The organism is Anabaenopsis tanganyikae CS-531, from assembly GCF_029891675.1.
In the GTDB taxonomy this organism is placed as follows: Bacteria; Cyanobacteriota; Cyanobacteriia; order Cyanobacteriales; family Nostocaceae; genus Anabaenopsis; species Anabaenopsis arnoldii.
On sequence record NZ_JANQDF010000168.1, the window covers coordinates 49461 to 70090 of the forward strand.

Sequence of the window (20630 nt, forward strand, 5' to 3'; positions counted from 1 at the left end):
ACTCTTTCCTTCGATAGGAGTTAACAGTAAAACCCACAGTTATCTTAGAAACTACTTTAACCAGGAGTTAAGAAAATGCCCGACAAGTATCATACAGGAACCAAAGACGAACACTTTAACCTCATCAGCGTATTATATCACGCTCTCAAGTGTTCCGCCTGCTGTGAAACATATATCAAAGATGCCGAACAAGCAGGCGATCGCGAACTCGTCCAATTCTTCCAAAATATCAAACAGGAAAACCAGAGAACAGCGCAGACAGCCAAGCAAATGCTAGCCAAGCGCACAGAGCAACTAGTAGCACATTAGACAACCCAGAACAAGGAATAGACAATATCTATTGTCTATTCCCCAGCTCCTTGAAAAAACCCATATCAACCAACACCAACCACCGAAATCAAATCCCGACGACACCTTTCCCAAGCCAGAGTAGTAGAAATAATTTCATCCAGGTCATTATATTTTGGTTGCCAACCCAGTAACCTACCAATTTTATCAGCACTAGCAATCACACAAGCCGGGTCACCGAGGCGACGTTCTGCCTCCACAACAGGAAAATCCACCCCAGAAATCTCCTTCACCCGTTCAATAACCTCACGGACACTGTATCCTTGTCCATAACCACAATTGAGAACCTGGCTATCGTGACCTTGCTCCAGATAAGTCAAAGCATTTAAATGTGCAGCTGCTAAGTCTTCCACATGAATATAATCTCTAATTGCCGTTCCATCTGGTGTAGAAAAATCCGTACCAAAAATTTGCACCCCTGATCTGCGTTGCAATGCAGCATCACAGGTAACGCGAATCAAATGAGATGCATCTTTTAACATCTGCCCCAATCGTCCACCAGGTTCTGATCCTGCCACATTAAAGTATCGTAAAATTACGTAACGTAAATCAGAAGCCTTGGCATAGTCACGAATCAGCCACTCACAAGCAAGCTTAGAACGTCCATAGGGATTAATCGGTTCAGTGGGCGTAGATTCAGTTACGGGAACTGTTGCAGGTTGTCCATAGACAGCGGCTGTACTAGAAAAGATAATTTGCTTTACACCCATGTTGTGGCAACAACGGAGTAAATTCAGGGTATTACGAGTATTGTTAGCGTAATAGTCTAGGGGATAACAAACAGATTCGGGTACACTCAGACTGGCAGCAAAGTGTAAAACCGCAGTAAATTGGTGCTGAGAAAATACCCGCCACAGGTGTTCTGAATCTTTTAAATCACCAATAATTAACTCACCATGTAATACTGCTTGAGGTGAACCCGTAGAACAATTGTCATAGACGACAACATCATAACCTGCTTCTCCCAACTGACGAACTACATGAGAGCCAATGTATCCTGCTCCCCCAGTGACTAAGACTTTTTGATTCATCTGCCTTTACCTAGTAGTACTACACGAATGGTTTTGAAAAAGATTGCTAAATCTAAAGCCAGAGAATAATTCTTGATGTAGTAGAGGTCATAAGCTAGTTTTTCCCTAGCATCCTCCACTGATGCGCCGTAGGGGTACATCACCTGGGCCCAGCCTGTAATTCCCGGTTTGACAACGTAACGTAAGTCATAGTAAGGAATTTCTTCTCGCAGCTTGACATCGAATTCTGGTCGTTCTGGACGCGGGCCAATCAGGCTCATTTCTCCGCGCAGAACGTTTAAAATTTGTGGTAGTTCATCGATTCTGATCAGGCGTAACCAGCGTCCTACTCTAGTAATTCGCGGATCTTGCTCGTTAGCCCACTGCGCTCCCCGTTTTTCCGCATCCTCATACATAGAGCGGAATTTGTACACTCTAAAGGGCTTTCCATCCAGACCAGCTCGCATCTGTGTGTAGAACACTGGCCCTGGACTATCTAACTTAATCGCTACTATTACTAGCAACATCAGTGGAGATAACAACCCCAGTAATGACCATGCCAGAATAATGTCTAATAGCCGCTTGAGTTTTTGGCTAATACTGTCAGCTACTAAATTAAAACCATTACCAAAAGCCAGCCAGTTGTCCTGAAGCACAGATGAGGGAAGTTTATACCACAAAGTTTCACAAATATCGGGAATACCGTAGATGGAGACACCAGACAAACGTAACTGGATTAACTGCTGTGTATGTACATCAGATAATTCTGTTGCTACTATTACCCCTGACCAAGATTGTTGACTCCATTGGGGTAGGTCATTGAGGCTCCCGGTAGACACTCGATTACTTTTCCCTAACTCATTAATGTTCTGCTCGGCGGTTGTTAGTACAACCAAGCGACCTAAGGAATTGTGTTCTAAAAAAGTTTCACCAAATAAAATGGCTTTTTTAGTTGCACCTAAAATTAGCCAACGGCTTTGTTGAGCTTGCGATCGCGCCCAGTTTGAAGACCATATTCTTAATCCTATAGCCCAGAGGGTAAATATGCCTAAACTAGGGAGCAAGATCCCTCGTTGTAAAACTAGATATTGTCCCCAAACACCAGTACAGTAAATCAGAGAGGCCACCATACAGCCCACAACCGCATTACTGACCAAAACCCGGTAGGGAGAACGTAAACCTGATATTTGGGTCTCTGGATGGTAAGTATTTGCTAAATACAACCCGGCGAGAATTAGGCAGAAAAATAAATAAATTATAGGTTCAAATTTACCCCCTTGCCACCAGATGCAAAGGGATAAACTTAAGGATAAACCCACAATATCCCCTAATAACAGTAGGACACTGAGGATATTATCTATGTGATATAAATTCTTAGTTTTTCTGCCAATACTAAAAGTCGTATTCATATGTATAAATCAGTAATAATTCGAGACGGAACTGGCAAAATATCTCAGAAAAACACATCATGCCTCCTCAAAAACCAAGACACGATTTACAGGAATACACAACTGAATCTCATCAGATTGATTAGAAAAAATAGTCTCGGTTTTTCTCTCCGCTATTTTTGTATTGATGGTTATTGAGTGTCATGGAGAACTTAATATATTTGGATTCCTCACTTCTACGTCAAAATCACTTAAGTTTAAAAATTCAGTAAAATCACCTTAGTTTGTTATGGACTAAGGATAAAAAATCAGTATTATTGCGGTTAGGGTAAATTCAGTAAAATCACCTCAATCATTTGTAAGATATAATATAAATTCAGTAATGTCTGCTATAGCGTGAAACGGGTAAAATTACGTTTGTTATCAACACTAAAAATCTTAGATAATTCATAATGTTGTTGATCAATTATCAGAGGATATGATGTGATTTGAACTATAGTCATCTTCTACTGCATCTTTAAATATCACTACAAATAAGGCAATAAATTTCTAAAATTTCTATTAGTGTCAATATATAGAGTATTAACTGATGTATGCCTTACTATCAAGAAGAACAAGACCAGATCAATTTACAAAAGTATTGGCTAACTGTAAAAAGACGTTGGTTACTGATAGCAACCATTATCGGGTCTGTTTTTGGACTGACCGCCTTCGTGACTTTTAGTCAAAAGCCGATTTATGAAGCCGAAGGTCAGTTGCTTTTTGATAAGCAAAATAGTATTTCTTCTCTAACGGGTGTGACTGAACAGCTCGGACAACTAAGTGGTGTGGGAACTGGCTCCAACCCTTTGGACACCCAAGCTGAAATTATTCGCTCCCACCCCCTAATTCAAAAAACTATTTCTGAGTTACAGTTAAAAAATCAAGATGGACAACCTTTAGGAATCAACACTTTCAGGAGTAAATTAAAAGTGGAAACTGTTCGAGGGACTGATGTTTTGCAGCTTTCCTACCGTAGTGTTGACCCTGAAGAAGCCAAAGCGATTGTGAATCAATTGATGTCTGCTTATCTGGAGAATAATGTACTGACCAACCGTTCTCAAGCTACCGCGGCACGGGAATTTTTAAGTAAAGAGTTACCCGTGGTTGAAGCACAGGTTGCAGCAGCAGAATTGGCACTACGTCAGTTTAAAGAAAAATACCAGGTTGTACTTTTAGAAGAAGAAGCTAAACAAGGAGTTGAAAGACTCTATGAAATATCTAACCAAATCACTCTGCTGCGGGCGCAGTTGGTAGATGCTAACAGCCGTTCTGGTGCTTTGCAAAATCAATTGGGATTGAATACACAGCAAGCCACAGCAATTAACACCTTGAGTCAGTCAACAGCAGTACAACAAGTGTTATCAGAATACCAAAAGGTTCAAGATCAGTTAGCTGTGGAAAGGTCTAGGTTAACAGATGAACATCCCACAGTTGTCAACTTATGGGAGAAAGAACAAGCTCTCAAAGCACAGTTAGAAGGAAGAGTCAGTCAAACCCTAGGTAGTTCACAGCCAATTCGAGAGCAAGATTTACAAATGGGACAACTCAAACAAGCCTTAACTGCTAATTTGGTGCAAGTAGAAGTAGAACGGTTGGGGTTGGAGAATCAAGTTAATGTATTGACCCAGGCTTTTGCAGCTGATGAAGCCCGTCTGAGAACCTTACCTAAGCTCGAACAACAACAACTACAGCTACAACGACAGCTACAAGTGGCAAGAGTTGTCTATGAACAAATGCTGACAAGATTCCAAGAAGTGCAAGTGGTGGAAAACCAGAATGTAGGTAATGCCAGAATTATTTCTGAGGCTTTATTGCCGGATAAATCGGTTTCTCCCCGTATTCAATTGAACCTAGCACTAGGTGGATTTTTAGGATTCTTCTTGGCTTTTGGAGCCGCTTTATTACTAGATGCTGTGGACAAGTCTGTGAAAACAGCCGAAGAAGCCCAGCAGTTGTTCGGTTATCCTTTGTTGGGTACCGTTCCTAGGCTATCTCGTGATCAGAATACAACAGAATTACCTGTACTCAATAACCCTTACTCATCGGTGAATGCAGCCTTTGAAATGCTGCAAATCAACCTTGGTTTTAGCCTTTCCGACCAGGAACTCAAGCTAATTGTAGTCAGCAGTTGTCTACCAGGTGAGGGTAAGTCTTTTGTGGCGGCTAATTTGGCAGTGGCTACTGCCCAGATGGGAAGGCGAGTACTATTAATTGATGCAGATATGCGCCGTCCCCGTCAACATGAACTGTGGAAACAACCTAACTTGATGGGGTTAAGTAATATTTTAGTGGGGCAGGCAGCCCTGGCACAAACCACTCACGAAGTCATGGTAAATCTAAACTTAGTTACTGCGGGAACCATACCCCCTAACGCAGCCGCCCTATTAGACTCACAGCGGATGCAGCAGTTACTGCAACAGGCTTCCCAAGATTATGATTGCGTGATTATTGACACGCCACCTTTGAGATTTATTGCTGATGCGTCAATTGTCGGGAAAATGGCAGATGGAGTACTATTAGTTGCCCGTCCTGGTGTGGTTAATTCTGATGCTATTATCACTACAAAGACACTGTTAGAAAATTCGCGGTTGTCCGTGTTGGGCATGGTGGTAAATGCCGTATCTAATAACAGTACTTACTCTTACAATCATTATTATAACTATCATTCTAAAAACGGTTATAGGAAAAACCATACTATTGAGGCTCAATTTAAAGAAATCACCGGCAAATGGTTCAATAAATCCTAATTATTATTATGTCATGCTCCTCGAAAACCTTACCTAGTAATAGCATCAGTGGAAATACGTTTTCTAAAATTCGATGAAATTACCTATTGTTTTTTTGTGGAGAAGGCATAAGATATGAAAATTGCTGAACTTAAGCCTTTTTATAGGATGCAAGCATTGAATTATTAACAATCTGTACACTAGTATAGGAGGTCAAATTGTCCAGAAGGTGCGATCGCAATCGGAACCGTTCAAAACGTAGAGCTATTTACTGTCCTATTCATGGATGTTATCTTGATAGCGTTAGTCAAAAATATAGAATTTATGCAGATAAATTAGGTCAGTTATACCAACGGTTTTCAAGTCAGCGTAATGCGTCTTTATTAATAGGCAAATATACAACAGTTCCCCTCAAAGCAGAGTGGTTAGAGGCTTTTTGGTGTCAAGAGTGTCAGCAAAGAAACTGGTATTATATCCGTCACTTTGATGATGGGAGATACGAGATTTCTTTAGCTCCCAGGGAACTATGGCAACAAGTAACAAAGCTGATTGATTCTCAAGTTAATGGTTCTATGGGTGACTTTACGCGGATGAACGCCAGACTTTAGCAGTTCCTGATTAGAAAAAGTAATACTCTTGTAGATTAAATTTAATTTTCGGGTTAATTTTCGGGTTAATTTTCGGGAGACTGAAGCCAAATGCTAGACAAATATACAAAAAGTCTGTTCTCATGGCAGGAAAAAGCCTCTGGAAAATTAGCAATTCTTCAAAATGTAGCGTGGCTATTTTTTGATCGCATTCTGCGCATGGGGGTGGGGTTATTTGTGGGTGTTTGGGTGGCGCGTTATTTAGGAGTAGAAAAGTTTGGCATCTTTAACTATGCTACTGCTATTGTTGCCTTATTCAATCCCTTAACAAAGCTGGGTTTAGATGGCTTAATAATCCGTTCTATTGTGCGTGAGCCGGGAATTAAAGACCAAATTTTAGGGACAACTTTTTGGCTCAAGTTAGCTGGTGCAATAGCATCTATATTCTTAGCAGTTAGCTCTATTTTTGTATTGCATCACGATGACCAGTTAACTGTAGGGATAGTGGCAATTTTGGCAACGGCGGGAATTTTTCAAGCCTTTGATGCAATTGACTATTGGTTTCAGTCTCAAATACAGTCTAAATATACTGTAGTTGCCAGGAATACGGCATTTATTATTACAGCACTGGTGAAAGTTGCTTTGATTAAAATGCAAGCGCCGTTAGTTGCTTTTGCTTGGGCTACATTAGCAGAAGTTGCACTGGGTACCGTAGGTTTAATAATTGCTTATAGCTTTAAGGGTTATTCAATATTCTGGCGTTGGAGTCTGACACTTGCTAAGACTTTATTGAAAGAAAGTTGGCCTTTGATGTTATCTGGTTTAACCATCATGATTTATATGAAAATTGACCAGATTATGTTGGGGGAAATGGTTGATACTACCGCTGTGGGTTTGTATTCAGCAGCCACCCGTATTTCTGAAGTTTGGTATTTCATTCCGATGGCGATCGCTTCTTCGGTTGGTCCAAGAATTTATGCGGCTAAGGACATAAGCGAAGAAGTTTATTATCAAAAAATTAAACAATTACTGCGGTTACTACTGGTAATTTCTATTATTATTGCTGTACCTATGACATTTCTGTCGAACAGAATAATTACAATACTTTTTGGTAGTAGCTATTTAGCAGCAGGTTCAATATTAGCAATTCATATCTGGGCTGCTGTATTTGTATCTATGGGAATCGCTACAGGAATTTGGTTTGTAGCCGAGGGTTTTACCCATTTGGCTTTCCAGAGAAACTTGATTGGGGCAGTTACCAATATATTTTTAAATCTCTTTTTAATTCCAGCTTATGCTGGAGTAGGTGCGGCGATCGCCACTGTAATTTCTTATGCAATTGCTAGTTTTTTATCTCATAGCATTAATCTCAAAACGAGAAAAATATTTAAATTACAAATTCAAGCATTCTACTTTTTTCATAAATAGATAAATCAGATTTACATTAGGAGTTACTATGTCAATTAAAATTGGAATCATCACCTATCATCATACAATTAACTATGGAGCAATCTTACAGACATATGCCATATTTAAATTTTTACAAAACAAGGGATATGAAGTAGAAGTAATTGATTATCGACCAGAATCAGTTAGCTGGGAAGAAAAAAGATATTTATACTTATCTAAATATTTTCTTTTAAATCCCCTAGGCGGAATAAAAAGAAAATGGAATATGAATAAGTTCATAGATAAATATATTAAATTGAGTCCGGGCAGATTTTATAATATTGATAGCTTGACTCAATATAATCATGCATATGATTATATGATTTGTGGTAGTGATGAGATTTGGAATATCAATTTAAGAGGGTTAGACAAAGCCTATTTCCTAGACTTTGTAAGTAATCAACAAACTCTTAAATTCAGTTATGCTGCGAGTTTTGGATCTACAAAAGTTTTGGGCATTGATCAGCCAAAAATATCTGAGATATTTAAACAATTTCATGCTATTTCAGTCAGAGATACTAATAGCGTAAAATTAGTTAAACAATGTGGTTTTCATGCAGACAAAGTTATTGATCCAACCTTTCTAATCAATTATCAAGATGTTATAATTTACCCTAAAATCAAGAATAAATATTTACTTGTCTATGGTTCCTTAACGATAAGTGAAGCTGAATATGTCAAAATTTTAGCGGAGAAGGAAGGTTTAGAAATCATTTCTATAGGCTCACATAACTTCACAAAGTTTGGCAAATTAGATTTATTTGATATCAGTCCAGAAAAATGGTTAGGGTTTTTTAGTCAAGCTAGTTTTGTGGTTACTAAGTTTTATCATGGTGTAATATTTTCTTTAATTTTTAACAAACCATTTATTGTTTTTGAGCAGCAAAGTAAATCAGTTAAGATAAATGATTTGTTAAGTATGTTAAATTTAAAACAGAGGATGTTAAGTTTAACCGAAACAGACCAGAACAAGATAAAAATAAGTAATGACCATAACTTATGGTCATACATTATGACTGATTCGGAAAAGAACGAATTAAATAAGCACATTGAATATTCTCAGGATTATCTGCTTTATAAAGCATTAAAATAGCTCATTTTTTCAATAGTCTTATGATTAAGAATACTCTGCTGCAAAAACTAATTACCCAATATCAAATGCTTAAGTTCAGAGTAAATTTAACTTTTGATTATTATTATGATCTGCAAAGGTTTTTTCAATTTTCTGCAACAAATAATCCCTATACAACAAAGACTATGCTGCAAGGGAGAATTATTGCTCACTATCATGTCATAGAAAAAGGGCTATCTTTAAAGACTCCCAGGCCTGGTTTTGGAGCTAATATAGTAAATAATTTACTATTACTACTTAAACACTATGAAGAAAATTATGGGTTAGATGAAGTAACTGAGGTAGCTATTAATGTTTTATATTCTTATTACAAATTTAATCTGAGCCATAATTGTGATAATGAGCAACTTTACCTGAAAATAATTCAAATTAAAGATGAGAAATCGGTTAATAATGAATATTTAGCAGAGGGAGGTACAATTGAAATTAAAAAAGCACATATTCATAAAAGTGCTTTGATAAATTTTCAAGATTTTGTCAATAGTAGACACAGTATTAGAAATTTTGCTAATGGTGATGTAGATATAAAGTTGATCAAAGATGCGGTTTCAATTGCTATAAAAACTCCATCTGTTTGTAATCGACAAACTTGGAAAGTTCATGTTTACAGTCATGAAGAAATTAAAAATAAAATTTTGAGCCATCAGAATGGTAACCGAGGCTTTGGACAGTATGCTGATAAAGTACTAATAATTACTTCAGACCTCAATTATTTTACAGGTTCTTCAGAGAGAAATCAGTGCTTTGTAGATGGTGGTTTATTCGCAATGTCTCTAATTTATGCTTTGCATTCATTGGGACTGGGAAGTTGTTGTTTAAATTGGTGCGTGAGTCACCAAACAGATAAACTTCTGAGAAAAGATGCAGGTATTAAAGAATCTGAAACCGTAATAATGATGCTTGCAGTTGGTAATTTACCTGATGAATTATCTGTTGCTAACTCTGCTAGAAAAGCAGTGGAGGAAGTTTTAGTTTTAAATCATTAAAAATGAAGGTAATTATATCAACCTACAAGCGGAGATTTATAGATGATTAAACCACTAATCGTTAACACAATGGATATAGACGGAGGTGCTGCTCGTGCAGCTTATCGGCTACATCAAGGGCTAAAGCAAGTAAATATTGATTCCAGAATGCTCGTGGGAAATAAGACTAGTGATGATATTACAGTTTTAGGAACAAATAATAAACTAGGTAAAGCATGGATAAAAATAGCAGGAGCGTTAGACTCCCTACCCCTCAAAACCTATTCCCCTAGTCACAATTTAATGTTCTCCTTGCAGTGGTTACCTGATCAAATAGGAGCAAAAGTAGTTGAAATTAATCCTGACGTAATTCACTTACATTGGATTAATACCGGTTATATGCAAATAGAAACACTTGGGAAGTTCAAAAAACCGATAGTTTGGACACTACATGATATGTGGGCATTTACAGGGGGGTGTCACTATAGTGAAGATTGTGATAAATATACAATGTCCTGTGGTGCTTGTCCACAACTAGGAAGTCATATAAAAGATGATATTACTCAATGGATTTGGCAGAGAAAAGCTAAAGCATGGTCTAATCTAAATTTAACTATAGTTACCCCTAGTCGTTGGTTGGCTGATTGTGCTAAAAAAAGTCTTTTATTCCAGAACTTAAGAATTGAAGTTATACCCAATGGGTTAAATACTCAAGTTTACAAACCCATGGATAAAATAATGGCTAGAAAGTGGCTCAATTTACCATTAGATAAACATCTGATATTGTTTGGCGCTATTAACCCCACCGCTAATAAACGCAAAGGTTTTCATTTACTCAAACCTGCTATACAGAAGTTAAGCCAACAGCACAACTCCAACAATATCGAATTGGTTATTTTTGGTGCATCTCAACCTTCACAGGTTCCCAATTTTGGGTTCAAAACACACTACTTAGGACGTTTACATGATGATATAGGACTAGCATTAGTATATTCAGCCGCAGATGTGATGATAGTACCATCTCTTCAAGAGGCTTTTGGACAAACTGCATCTGAGTCATTAGCTTGTGGTACACCAGTTGTTGCTTTCGACATAACCGGTTTAAAAGATATTATCGATCATCAACATAATGGCTACTTGGCTAAACCTTTTGATGTGGATGATTTAGCTCAAGGGATTACTTGGGTATTAGAGGACAAAGAAAGATTAATAAATTTAAGTAAGAATGCTCGGCAAAAAGTTGAGCGGAACTTTAGTTTAGAAATACAGGCTAACAGTTATTTATCAATATATAAATATGTTTGTGAAAATTAACTGGTAGATGTACGGCTTAGAGCATCTTCTTAGAAAAGAGGGGTAAAAAATCATGTCAATAGGTAATTTAGATCAAAGTTTATATGGGAATATTCATAAGGTCAATTCCAGTCCCTGTATACTCCTTTTTGATTTGGAAACGGGAGGACATCACCCAAGTTATATTCGCCATCTAGTGAATTATTGCTGCGATCAAAAGTTGCCAATTAACCTAGATATTGTTGTATCGCCTAAATTTATAGATGAACATCCTGATGTTGTGGAAATTCCCATTAAGACAAATCAATCACAAATTAGATTTATATCAATAACTGTAGAAGAATATCGCTATTTACTTAATGCAGGTTCTTTATTGCAGAAAATATTTAGAGAGTGGAAATTATATTGTCAATATGCAAGAGTTCTGCAAGCAACACACTGTTTATTAATGTATTTGGATACTCTGCAATTACCTATAGCTTTAGGAGAACAGTCTCCTTGTCCATTCTCTGGGATTTATTTTAGGCCTACATTTCATTACAAAGATTTTAATAACTACACATTTTCTGTAAAAGATATCTTTCGAGGGTGGCGACAAAAATTAATTTTGCATAGAGTTTTAAATAACCCCCAGTTTCACTGTTTATTTTGCCTGGACAACTTAGCTACTAAATATATTAAAAAACTTCACTCTCCAGCAGAGATTGTTAGTTTAGCTGACCCTGTAAAAACATATAATTCTCAACAAGAAAAAATCGAGGTACTGCGCCAAGAGCTTGGTATTGGTAAAGATAAAAAGATATTTCTTCTATTCGGTAAAATAACTAGTCGTAAAGGTATCTATAAATTACTAGATGCTATTAATATTTTACCTGAAGAAGTTTGTCAAAAGATATGTTTGTTACTGGTGGGTTCTATAGTACAAAAAGATAAAATATTAGTACAAAGTCAAATAGAAATAATTTCTCAGTCTTTGCCTATAGAAATCATTACCTGTGATAAATTTATTGCAGAAGAACAGGTACACCTCTATTTCCAACTATCAGATGTTATCCTAGCTCCCTATCAAAAACACGTGGGAATGAGTGGAATATTATTACTGGCTGCTGCGGCAAAAAAGCCCGTATTGGCATCTAATTATGGGTTGATGGGTCAGTTAGTACGCCAAAATAAACTGGGTATAGCTGTAGATTCAACATCACATGAAGCAATTGCTAATGGCATGACCTATTTTATTGATAATCAAAAAAAACCAGCAGATATTTTTGACTTAAAACTCCTGAATGATTTTGTAGAACAAAATTCTGTAGATAATTTTTCGCATACTTTATTTAAAAATATTTGTACAGAAATAAAAGCTGATTTTTTATAGGTTAAGAAAATATGAATATACATACATCTATTTTATCTTCCCCATTTTACTTGAAATTAAAAATATTATTATTCTCAATAGCTTTATTTGGGTATGGAATAATTGCCTCTTTTATTTACGATGGATCAAGTTCGCGGTTGCTAACTCTACCTTATCGGGCATTTATATTTTTACTGAGTATACTAGTATTTTTAACTAAAATTAATCATAATAATCATCAAAAAACAAGTAATCCAGGTAAAATATCATTACTGTATTTTGTTTTTACATATATTTTTTTCTACTCCTTAAGACTAGTCCATGATGTCGTATACCAAGATATATTTCGAGAACCTAGCGAATACTTGTTATTTTGGTTTTGTATGTGCTTAATACCAGGGATAACATTTATATTTTTAGATTTTAAGCATTCCCAAAAATATTTATATTTATCCTGGCTCTTATTGGCGATCGCATCAATTTTAGCAATACCTCTCATTGTACAAGAACAAGCCAGTGGAACATTTGTCGCACAGGGGAGATTGGCCAGGGAAGCATTAAATCCAATTTCCTTGGGACACCAAGGTGGTTCACTATTATTAATCAGTCTCTACATTTTACTTAATCAACAAGATAGCAATAATAAAATTACTCAAAATTTATATATATTATTTTCATTCATCGGTTTGATATTACTCTTTTTCGCTTCTTCCAGGGGTCCAGTTATAGCGGTTAGTTTCTGCTTTATTTTATATTTAATTAGAATTTTTATACAAAAGTCAAAAGGTAATGTATGGAAAAAAATGGGTGTCATTATAATGTTGATTGTTTTTGCAAATCTTGCCCTTTCATTTGCATTGTATTCGGGTAGTAGTTTAATAGAACGTTTTTCTTCTACTGCTAATGATTTTGATAGTTCAAGATTTGTACAACGCCCAGAACTATATCAGACGGCTATTGAACTCATTGCCAAACATCCAATATTTGGCTATGGTTTAGAACTACCTGGTGTGGGATATCCACACAATATAATACTTGAAGCATTTCTTGCTACTGGGCTTGTAGGCGGATTTTTATTTATGATACTTTATATTTATGCCGCAATCAAAGCATTAAGAATAATTATGTATGAAAATAATCCATGGGGATGGTTAGGGATTATTTATATTCAGTATGCTATTGCTGGTATGTTTTCTGGTTCTTTATACAATTCATATATGTTTTGGTATTTATTCTTCGCTATTTGTGGTTGGAAGAAGTTAAATACAGCCCCCGGACAATAGCAATTTTGACTCATACCTTGATTTGGTTTTAATTATGAATTATTCTCCCATTGCACTTTTTGTCTATAAGCGTCCTGAGCATACTCGCCGTACATTAGAAAGTCTTATCCAGTGTCCTGAGTTTGCTGATAGTCCCCTCTATGTTTTTTGTGATGGTGTGAAAAAAGAAGAAGATAGAGAAAAGGTAAATCAAACTCGTGAATTAGTCCACTCTTTATTAAATGAAAAAGCCAATATTATAGAATCTTCAGAAAATAAGGGTCTAGCAAATTCAATTATTACCGGAGTAAGTCATATATGTGAAATATATGGTCGTGTAATAGTTCTAGAAGACGATTTAGTAGTAGGGACTGAGTTCTTAACATTCTTAAACAGCGCTTTAGATAAGTACCAAGATGAAGACTCCGTAATGCAAGTTTCTGGATATATGTTTCCAATTCCAGAGTTAATACCGGAAACCGAAGCCCTATTTTTACCCTTCATATATTCTTGGGGATGGGCTACATGGCAAAGGGCTTGGTCAAAGTTTGACCCACAAAGTACTGGCTGGGAAGTATTAAAGAGTGATAAAAATATGCGATCGCGTTTTGATTTAGATGATAACTACGGTTTTTTTGATATGCTAAATCAACAAATGTCTGGCAAAATAGATTCTTGGGCGGTTCGCTGGTATTGGAGTGTTTTTAAACATAATGGATATGTACTATATCCCCCAAACAGTTACATTACTAATATCGGTTTAGATGGTAGTGGTACACATGGTTCTTGGTACGTAAATCAACGTTTAAAACAGATTCATTATCAACAATTGAGTCAATTTACACTACCAGATGATATTAAAATCAACGAAGACAAATTTAAGCTTATTAAAAAATATCTCAGAACTTTACAGCCCAAATGGGTGAAAATCCTGAAAAAATTCTTGATCCCTAGTTGGGTTGTAAAACTTCGTAAATGTGCCTTAGCTGTTCGTAATTACTTTGTTTGAATAGTCTGAGTATCTCAAGTTTGATCTATTTTGAATCACCACAAACACTAATTTATTAAGGTATCATATGGCTGTAAAATTTGTGAAATCTTTGATAAATACCCAAAAAATTAAATACATACAGCAAATATCAATTTTTTCCTCCTTTTTAAATTCTAAGTTAGGTGAATATAGCCGTATATATCCCTTTACTAAAGTAAGTGACACCCAAATTGGAGCCTATACTTATATATCTTACGGATGTATAATTAACAATTGTCACATAGGTAATTACTCTTCAATTGCTCGTGGTGTAAAAATTGGTTTGGGTAAACATCCGGCAAATTTCATTTCAACATCACCAATATTTTATTCTCTCAATAACCCTTTAAAAAAATTGTTTGTCAGATCGCAAAAGTTCACGGAATTTGAAAGAACAACTATTGGTAATGATGTCTGGATAGGAGTCAACGTTGTGATACTTGATGGCGTTACTATTGGAGATGGTGCAATCATTGGTGCTAATGCTGTTGTCACTAAAGACATTCCACCTTTTGCCATTGCAGTAGGTTCTCCTGCAAAAATCATTAGATATAGATTTTCCGAAGAAAATATGCAAAAATTATTGTCTATAAAATGGTGGAATAAAGATATTTCAGAATTAGAAAATGTTAAAGATTTATTTCAAGCTGAGGCTAATGATTCATTCATTGATAAATTAACAGACCTCATGGTTTGAAATTTTCTCTAGTAATTACATCGTTGAAAATATGGCAATTAATATTAAATATTAAATTTCTCAGTTCTTTGGTATCCAGATTAAATATAATCATGAAAGAAATCGCTATTCTTACCCAATATTTCTACCCCCATCAAGGTGCCACCTCTCAGCTAATTACAGACTTAGCTAAGGGACTGTCCCACCGGGGATACACTGTTAATATATTCACAGGAACCCAAGCAAAACAAACCACCCCAGAATCACTAAATCTTAAGATTAACCGCGCCTTCTCCCCCATTAAATCTAGCACCAGCATTTACAGTAAAATTGCCAGTTCAATATTTTTCCTCCTGGGCGCTTTATGGTATGTGATATTTCAAGTACCCCCTAGTACCCCCCTGTTAATTGCTTCTAACCCCCCCTACGCTGGTGTTTTAGGTATATGTTTTAAAATTATCCATCGGGGTAAATATTATTTTCTCCTGCAAGATATCTTTCCCGAATCAGCTGCAATGTCTGGAATAATCAAGGAAAACAGCATCATATATAAGTTCCTCAGCAAAGTTATCTATTTTACTTATAAATATTCTGAGTATATCATTGTTCTCACCACATCAATGCAGGAATTTATAGAGAAAAAATATCCTGATTTAAAATCTCGAATTAAAATCATTGAAAACTGGTCTATTGCAGATATTCCTATTGTCAAGAAACAGGAAAACCAATTTGCTCAACAGTATCAGCTTCAGCAAATATTTACCGTTTTATATTCAGGTAATTTGGGTAGAATGCATGATATTGAAACCATAACGGAAGCGGCAAAAATACTTAGAGATGAACGGATTAGATTTGTATTTATTGGTGATGGTGCCAAAACTCAGATAGTTAAACAAGCTATTGATACCGAGCATCTGCAAAACATTCTTATACTACCATACCAGGCGCGAGAAGTATTACCTCTATCATTAACAGCTTGTGATATTTCCTTAGTTAGCCTCATACCAGGCGCAGAATACATAGTTGCACCCTCAAAACTTTACGGAATGCTAGCAGCAGGTAGGGGAATTATATCTATATCGGTATCAAATTCATATATAGACCAGCTATTAAGTAATTCTGGTTGTGGGATTAATATTCCCCCTAATCATCCTCAGTACCTTGCTGATATAATTCGTCAACTACAAAGTGACGAAGAAAAAGTTAAACTCATGGGTGAAAGAGCGCGTCAACTATATGAAAACAAATATACATTTCATCGTGCCTTAAGTGAATATGAGCAGATTCTGTTTTCTTCACCCTTAGAGGATGTTTGAAAAGTGATGATTAATGTATCAAATATTGTTTTACCCATCCCTAACCCTCCCCTTACAAGGGGAGGGAAAATGTCATCTTTAGATATACACCCTATACTCAATTATGTCATGACTAAAACTATTGTTACCGGAGCCGCTGGATTCATCGGTTCTCATCTTGTAGAAACTCTGTTAAATCAAGGACAGCAAGTCATTGGAGTGGACGAGTTCAATGATTACTACAGTCCCGAACTAAAGCGGAAAAACATCGCCAGTTTCCAAAATCATCCCGCATTTACTTTAATTGAGAAAGATATTCAGGTTTTAGATTGGCAGACACTACTAGAAGAGGTAGATATAGTTTACCATCAAGCTGCCCAAGCGGGGGTTCGTGCAAGTTGGGGTCAGGGTTTTCGTGCTTACAGTGAGCGCAATATTAATGCTACACAAATTATATTAGAAGCGGCAAAAGATAGCAAGCACCTGAAAAGATTAGTCTTGGCTTCTACCTCTAGTATTTATGGCGATGCCGAAACCTTACCTACCCATGAGGGAATTTGTCCCCAGCCAGTTTCACCTTATGGTATTACTAAACTCGCAGCAGAGAGATTGTGTGGACTGTATTACAAAAACTTTGGTGTTCCCTATGTCTCACTGCGTTATTTTACAGTTTACGGACCAAGACAGCGCCCAGATATGGCATTTCATAAGTTCTTTAAAGCAGTAATTGAGGATCAGCCTATTCCTATTTACGGTGATGGAAAACAAACCCGTGACTTTACCTTTATCAGTGACGCTGTGGCGGCTAATTTAGCTGCCGCTACTGTACCAGAAGCTGTGGGGGAAATCTTGAATATTGGTGGTGGTAGTAGGGTAGTATTGACAGATGTTTTAGATACAATGGCAGAAATTGTGGGTCAACCAATTAAAAGAAATCACATTGAAAAGGCGATGGGCGATGCACGCCACACGGCGGCTGATGTATCTAAGGCCAGAAACATTATCGGTTATCTACCCCAGGTATCCTTGAGAGAGGGTTTGTCTCAAGAATGGCAGTTTATTCAATCTTTGTATAGCTGTTGACGCGTCCCCTTTACCCCCATGAAAATAATTTAGGATTTTTATTATACCAAGTAAATTTGGCAACTCGCTTATATCCCCTGGGGTTTACTCCAGGGGATATATCTATTGTTAGTGGTGAAGTAGCGTATACTATAACTCACAGTTTGTACACAGGACTAAAGTTTTCTCTATCCTGAGTGGTTACGCAACTGTTACTCCGAACCTTAGTATCTATCTACTCTGATATCTTAGGGGTGGTTTTTTGCCAAAATTTTAGTTATGGAATAACATTAGACTATACAATGTGAATTTAAACAAGTATAAATGATTGGCGTTGTAGAGTTATAGATAAATTATGCCATCTTATCAAGAAGACCAAGACGAGATTAATTTAGCACAGTATTGGCTAACTATCAAAAGACGTTGGTTGCCCACAGTCACCATAGCCGCCTCTGTATTTGGTCTCACAGCTTTTTATACTTTTAGTCAAAAGCCCATTTATGAAGCCGAAGGTAAACTGATTTTTGATAAACAAACTAGTGCGTCTTTGACAGGTGTGAGTGAGCGGCTCGGAGAACTCAGTGGTGTAGGAAGCACATCCAACCCTTTGGACACCCAAGCCGAAATTATTCGCTCTCACCCCCTGATTCAAAAAACCATTGATGCCTTGCAGCTGAAGAATGAGGATGGGGAACCCTTAGGCATCAGTGGTTTTCTGCGTAAACTCAAAGTCCAAAGTATCCGGGGAACTGATATTATGCAGTTGTCTTACCGTGATACTAGTCCTGAGCAATCCCGGGCGATCGTCAATCAATTGATGTACGCTTATCTAGATAATAATGTCTTGACCAACCGTTCCCAAGCTACAGCCGCCCGGAAATTTCTCATGGAGGAATTACCCAAGGTGGAGGCACAAGTTGCATCTGCGGAATTAGCACTACGTCTGTTTAAAGAAAAATACGAAATTGTCGCCTTAGAAGAAGAAGCTAAACAAGGAGTTGAAAGACTCTATGAAATATCTAACCAGATTACTCTACTACGGGCGAGGTTGGCAGATGCTAACAGTCGTTCTGGTGCTTTGCAAAATCAATTGGCATTGAGTACACAGCAAGCTGTGTCCCTGAGCAGTCTGAGTCAGTCAAGAGCAGTACAACAAGTGCTATCAGAATACCAGAAGATTCAAGACCAGTTAGCGGTGGAAAGGTCAAGGTTAACAGATCAACATCCCACAGTTGTTAATTTATTAGAGAAGGAACAAGCTTTGAGGGCACAGTTGGAAGGAAGAGTTAGTCAAACTCTGGGTAGTTCACAACCCATCGCAGAGCAAGATTTACAAATGGGACAACTCAAACAAACCTTAACTGCTAATTTGGTGCAAGTAGAAGTAGAACGGCTGGGCTTGGAGAATCAAGTTAATGTATTGAACCAAGCTTTTACTGCTGATGAAGCCCGTCTGAGAACCTTACCGAAGCTCGAACAACAACAACTACAGCTACAACGACGGCTACAAGTGTCACGAGGCATTTATGAACAAATGCTGACTAGATTACAAGAAGTGCAAGTTGTGGAAAATCAGAATGTCGGTAATGCCAGGATTGTTTCTGAGGCTTTATTACCGGATAAATTCGTTTCTCCTCGTATTCAATTGAATTTGGCACTGGGGGGATTTTTAGGCATTGCTTTAGCTTTTGGCTCGGCTCTATTCCTGGATGCTATAGACAAGTCTGTAAAAACAGCCGAGGAAGCCGAGCAGTTACTCGGCTATCCTTTGTTGGGTGCCATTCCTCAGTTAGACCGTCAAGAGGGGACAACGGAATTACCATTACTGGATAACCCCTATTCGGGAGTGAATTCCGCTTTTGAAATGCTGCAAATCAACCTTGGTTTTACTCTTTCTGACAAGCAACTCAAGGTGATTGTGGTTAGTAGTTGTTTACCAACTGAGGGTAAATCTTTTGTCGCAGCTAATTTGGCATTGGCTAGCGCTCAGATGGGAAGGCGAGTGCTATTAATTGACGCAGATATGCGTCGCCCGCGTCAACATGAGGTGTGGAAAAAACGTAACTTGATGGGTTTAAGTGATATTTTGGCGGGGCGGGCTTATTTAGCACAAACTTCCCAGGAAATGTCGGTAAATCTGGACTTGCTAACTTCGGGAACAATACCCCCTAACCCGGCTGCACTATTAGATTCCCGGCGGATGGAGGAGTTAGTAAAACAAGCATCCCAAGATTACGATTATGTGATTATTGATACTCCGCCTTTGAGATTGATTGCCGATGCCACAATTATCGGGAAAATAGCAGATGGAATCTTGTTAGTTTCTCGTCCTGGTGTGGTTGACTCTGATGCTATCAGGACGACAAAGGCATTGTTAGTAAATTCACAGTTGCCAGTGTTGGGTATGGTAGTTAATGGTATATCTAGTAATAGCAGTTATTACTACAACAATTATTACCACTATTCTCACTATAATCATTCCAGAAATGCCACAAGGAAGAGAGATAAGATTCAGTCACAATTAAAAGCAATTACGGGTAAATGGTTAGATAAAAATTGACACCCTCCTTGATTTACCCCAAAGTAGCCAACATCCCCTCTGCAGAGAACGATGTTTTAGATAAGTAATAAAACCAACATTATAAAATACAGTATGAAATTTATGTCCTAAAAATCACAAATATGCTTTAATATATAGTGTCACTGTGTTGCATATGCTCACGTGTAGGTTATAACCCTTAGTATCTAAAACAATCCAATGAAAAATGCACAGTCGGACTATCAAATCTTAATTCTGTGTGATTTTCTGTGATTCGCTTGTAGCCGAAAAATTTAGTAAGTATGCTATTTTAAGTAGGATACTCCTTTTTAAGACAGGACTTACGCAACTGGCACAAATAGGGAGCGGAGGGAGCCGCGCCACGGGACAATTTCAATTAAACCAAGCACATAGGAATACTTGGGCGTTTGAGTTGCTGTATTAAATAATTAGACAGCAAATTATGCTTGATTTG

Annotated in this window: 16 protein-coding genes; 14 read left to right on the forward strand and 2 right to left on the reverse strand. The window is 37.2% G+C overall.

Features of this window, described 5'->3' with window-relative positions; all coding sequences use genetic code 11:
* Positions 1 to 75: 75 nt before the first annotated feature.
* A complete protein-coding gene (locus NWP22_RS16275; RefSeq protein ID WP_271734886.1) occupies positions 76 to 309 on the forward strand; it encodes a hypothetical protein in 234 nt (77 codons plus the stop codon).
* Between the two features lie 65 nt (positions 310 to 374).
* On the opposite strand, the gene galE is transcribed toward NWP22_RS16275, so the two are convergent.
* Entirely contained in the window at positions 375 to 1379 is a 1005-nt protein-coding gene (gene galE, locus NWP22_RS16280) for a UDP-glucose 4-epimerase GalE (RefSeq protein WP_271734887.1), read from the reverse strand.
* Positions 1376 to 2767: a sugar transferase gene (locus NWP22_RS16285; RefSeq protein WP_271734888.1), complete on the reverse strand. Its 1392-nt coding sequence runs from the start codon at positions 2765 to 2767 to the stop codon at positions 1376 to 1378. The genes galE and NWP22_RS16285 overlap by 4 nt, the downstream gene beginning before the upstream one ends.
* 572 nt (positions 2768 to 3339) lie before the next feature.
* Here NWP22_RS16285 and NWP22_RS16290 point away from each other — a divergent pair.
* The 13 genes from NWP22_RS16290 (at position 3340) to NWP22_RS16350 (ending at position 20176) form a co-directional block, all read left to right on the forward strand.
* Positions 3340 to 5535 (forward strand): GumC family protein, encoded by a 2196-nt coding sequence (locus tag NWP22_RS16290; RefSeq protein ID WP_271734889.1) that lies wholly within the window; start codon positions 3340 to 3342, stop codon positions 5533 to 5535.
* 197 nt (positions 5536 to 5732) lie between these two features.
* A complete protein-coding gene (locus NWP22_RS16295) occupies positions 5733 to 6122 on the forward strand; it encodes a hypothetical protein (RefSeq protein ID WP_271734890.1) in 390 nt (129 codons plus the stop codon).
* A gap of 90 nt (positions 6123 to 6212) precedes the next feature.
* Positions 6213 to 7529, forward strand: a complete 1317-nt coding sequence (locus tag NWP22_RS16300) for a flippase (protein WP_271734892.1) — start codon at positions 6213 to 6215, stop codon at positions 7527 to 7529.
* 28 nt (positions 7530 to 7557) lie between these two features.
* The gene (locus tag NWP22_RS16305) at positions 7558 to 8643 is read left to right on the forward strand and encodes a polysaccharide pyruvyl transferase family protein (RefSeq protein WP_271734893.1); all 1086 of its coding nucleotides are present in this window, start codon (positions 7558 to 7560) and stop codon (positions 8641 to 8643) included.
* Between the two features lie 20 nt (positions 8644 to 8663).
* Entirely contained in the window at positions 8664 to 9668 is a 1005-nt protein-coding gene (locus NWP22_RS16310) for a nitroreductase family protein (RefSeq protein ID WP_271734894.1), read from the forward strand.
* Positions 9669 to 9713: 45 nt separating this feature from the next.
* Positions 9714 to 10961 carry a glycosyltransferase family 4 protein gene (locus NWP22_RS16315; RefSeq protein WP_271734964.1) on the forward strand — a complete coding sequence of 416 codons (1248 nt, stop codon included), beginning with the start codon at positions 9714 to 9716 and terminating at the stop codon, positions 10959 to 10961.
* A 52-nt stretch (positions 10962 to 11013) separates the two neighbouring features.
* A complete protein-coding gene (locus NWP22_RS16320; protein ID WP_271734895.1) occupies positions 11014 to 12312 on the forward strand; it encodes a glycosyltransferase in 1299 nt (432 codons plus the stop codon).
* A gap of 11 nt (positions 12313 to 12323) precedes the next feature.
* Positions 12324 to 13574 carry an O-antigen ligase family protein gene (locus NWP22_RS16325; protein WP_280802109.1) on the forward strand — a complete coding sequence of 417 codons (1251 nt, stop codon included), beginning with the start codon at positions 12324 to 12326 and terminating at the stop codon, positions 13572 to 13574.
* 34 nt (positions 13575 to 13608) lie between these two features.
* Positions 13609 to 14562, forward strand: coding sequence for a glycosyltransferase family A protein (locus NWP22_RS16330; RefSeq protein WP_280802110.1), 954 nt, complete (start codon positions 13609 to 13611; stop codon positions 14560 to 14562).
* 67 nt (positions 14563 to 14629) lie between these two features.
* Positions 14630 to 15280, forward strand: a complete 651-nt coding sequence (locus NWP22_RS16335; RefSeq protein WP_271734898.1) for a CatB-related O-acetyltransferase — start codon at positions 14630 to 14632, stop codon at positions 15278 to 15280.
* A gap of 92 nt (positions 15281 to 15372) precedes the next feature.
* The gene (locus NWP22_RS16340) at positions 15373 to 16575 is read left to right on the forward strand and encodes a glycosyltransferase family 4 protein (protein ID WP_271734899.1); all 1203 of its coding nucleotides are present in this window, start codon (positions 15373 to 15375) and stop codon (positions 16573 to 16575) included.
* A gap of 108 nt (positions 16576 to 16683) precedes the next feature.
* Positions 16684 to 17637, forward strand: coding sequence for an NAD-dependent epimerase/dehydratase family protein (locus NWP22_RS16345; RefSeq protein ID WP_271734966.1), 954 nt, complete (start codon positions 16684 to 16686; stop codon positions 17635 to 17637).
* Between the two features lie 334 nt (positions 17638 to 17971).
* Positions 17972 to 20176 carry a GumC family protein gene (locus NWP22_RS16350; RefSeq protein ID WP_280802111.1) on the forward strand — a complete coding sequence of 735 codons (2205 nt, stop codon included), beginning with the start codon at positions 17972 to 17974 and terminating at the stop codon, positions 20174 to 20176.
* Positions 20177 to 20630 lie beyond the last annotated feature (454 nt).

Excerpts from the sequence above, each read along its gene's own strand:
- NWP22_RS16275 (WP_271734886.1), top strand. The coding sequence starts at position 76 with ATGCCCGACAAGTATCATACAGGAACCAAAGACGAACACTTTAACCTC.
- galE (WP_271734887.1), bottom strand. The coding sequence starts at position 1,379 with ATGAATCAAAAAGTCTTAGTCACTGGGGGAGCAGGATACATTGGCTCT.
- NWP22_RS16285 (WP_271734888.1), bottom strand. The coding sequence starts at position 2,767 with ATGAATACGACTTTTAGTATTGGCAGAAAAACTAAGAATTTATATCAC.
- NWP22_RS16290 (WP_271734889.1), top strand. The coding sequence starts at position 3,340 with ATGCCTTACTATCAAGAAGAACAAGACCAGATCAATTTACAAAAGTAT.
- NWP22_RS16300 (WP_271734892.1), top strand. The coding sequence starts at position 6,213 with ATGCTAGACAAATATACAAAAAGTCTGTTCTCATGGCAGGAAAAAGCC.
- NWP22_RS16305 (WP_271734893.1), top strand. The coding sequence starts at position 7,558 with ATGTCAATTAAAATTGGAATCATCACCTATCATCATACAATTAACTAT.
- NWP22_RS16310 (WP_271734894.1), top strand. The coding sequence starts at position 8,664 with ATGATTAAGAATACTCTGCTGCAAAAACTAATTACCCAATATCAAATG.
- NWP22_RS16320 (WP_271734895.1), top strand. The coding sequence starts at position 11,014 with ATGTCAATAGGTAATTTAGATCAAAGTTTATATGGGAATATTCATAAG.
- NWP22_RS16325 (WP_280802109.1), top strand. The coding sequence starts at position 12,324 with ATGAATATACATACATCTATTTTATCTTCCCCATTTTACTTGAAATTA.
- NWP22_RS16330 (WP_280802110.1), top strand. The coding sequence starts at position 13,609 with ATGAATTATTCTCCCATTGCACTTTTTGTCTATAAGCGTCCTGAGCAT.
- NWP22_RS16335 (WP_271734898.1), top strand. The coding sequence starts at position 14,630 with ATGGCTGTAAAATTTGTGAAATCTTTGATAAATACCCAAAAAATTAAA.
- NWP22_RS16340 (WP_271734899.1), top strand. The coding sequence starts at position 15,373 with ATGAAAGAAATCGCTATTCTTACCCAATATTTCTACCCCCATCAAGGT.
- NWP22_RS16345 (WP_271734966.1), top strand. The coding sequence starts at position 16,684 with ATGACTAAAACTATTGTTACCGGAGCCGCTGGATTCATCGGTTCTCAT.
- NWP22_RS16350 (WP_280802111.1), top strand. The coding sequence starts at position 17,972 with ATGCCATCTTATCAAGAAGACCAAGACGAGATTAATTTAGCACAGTAT.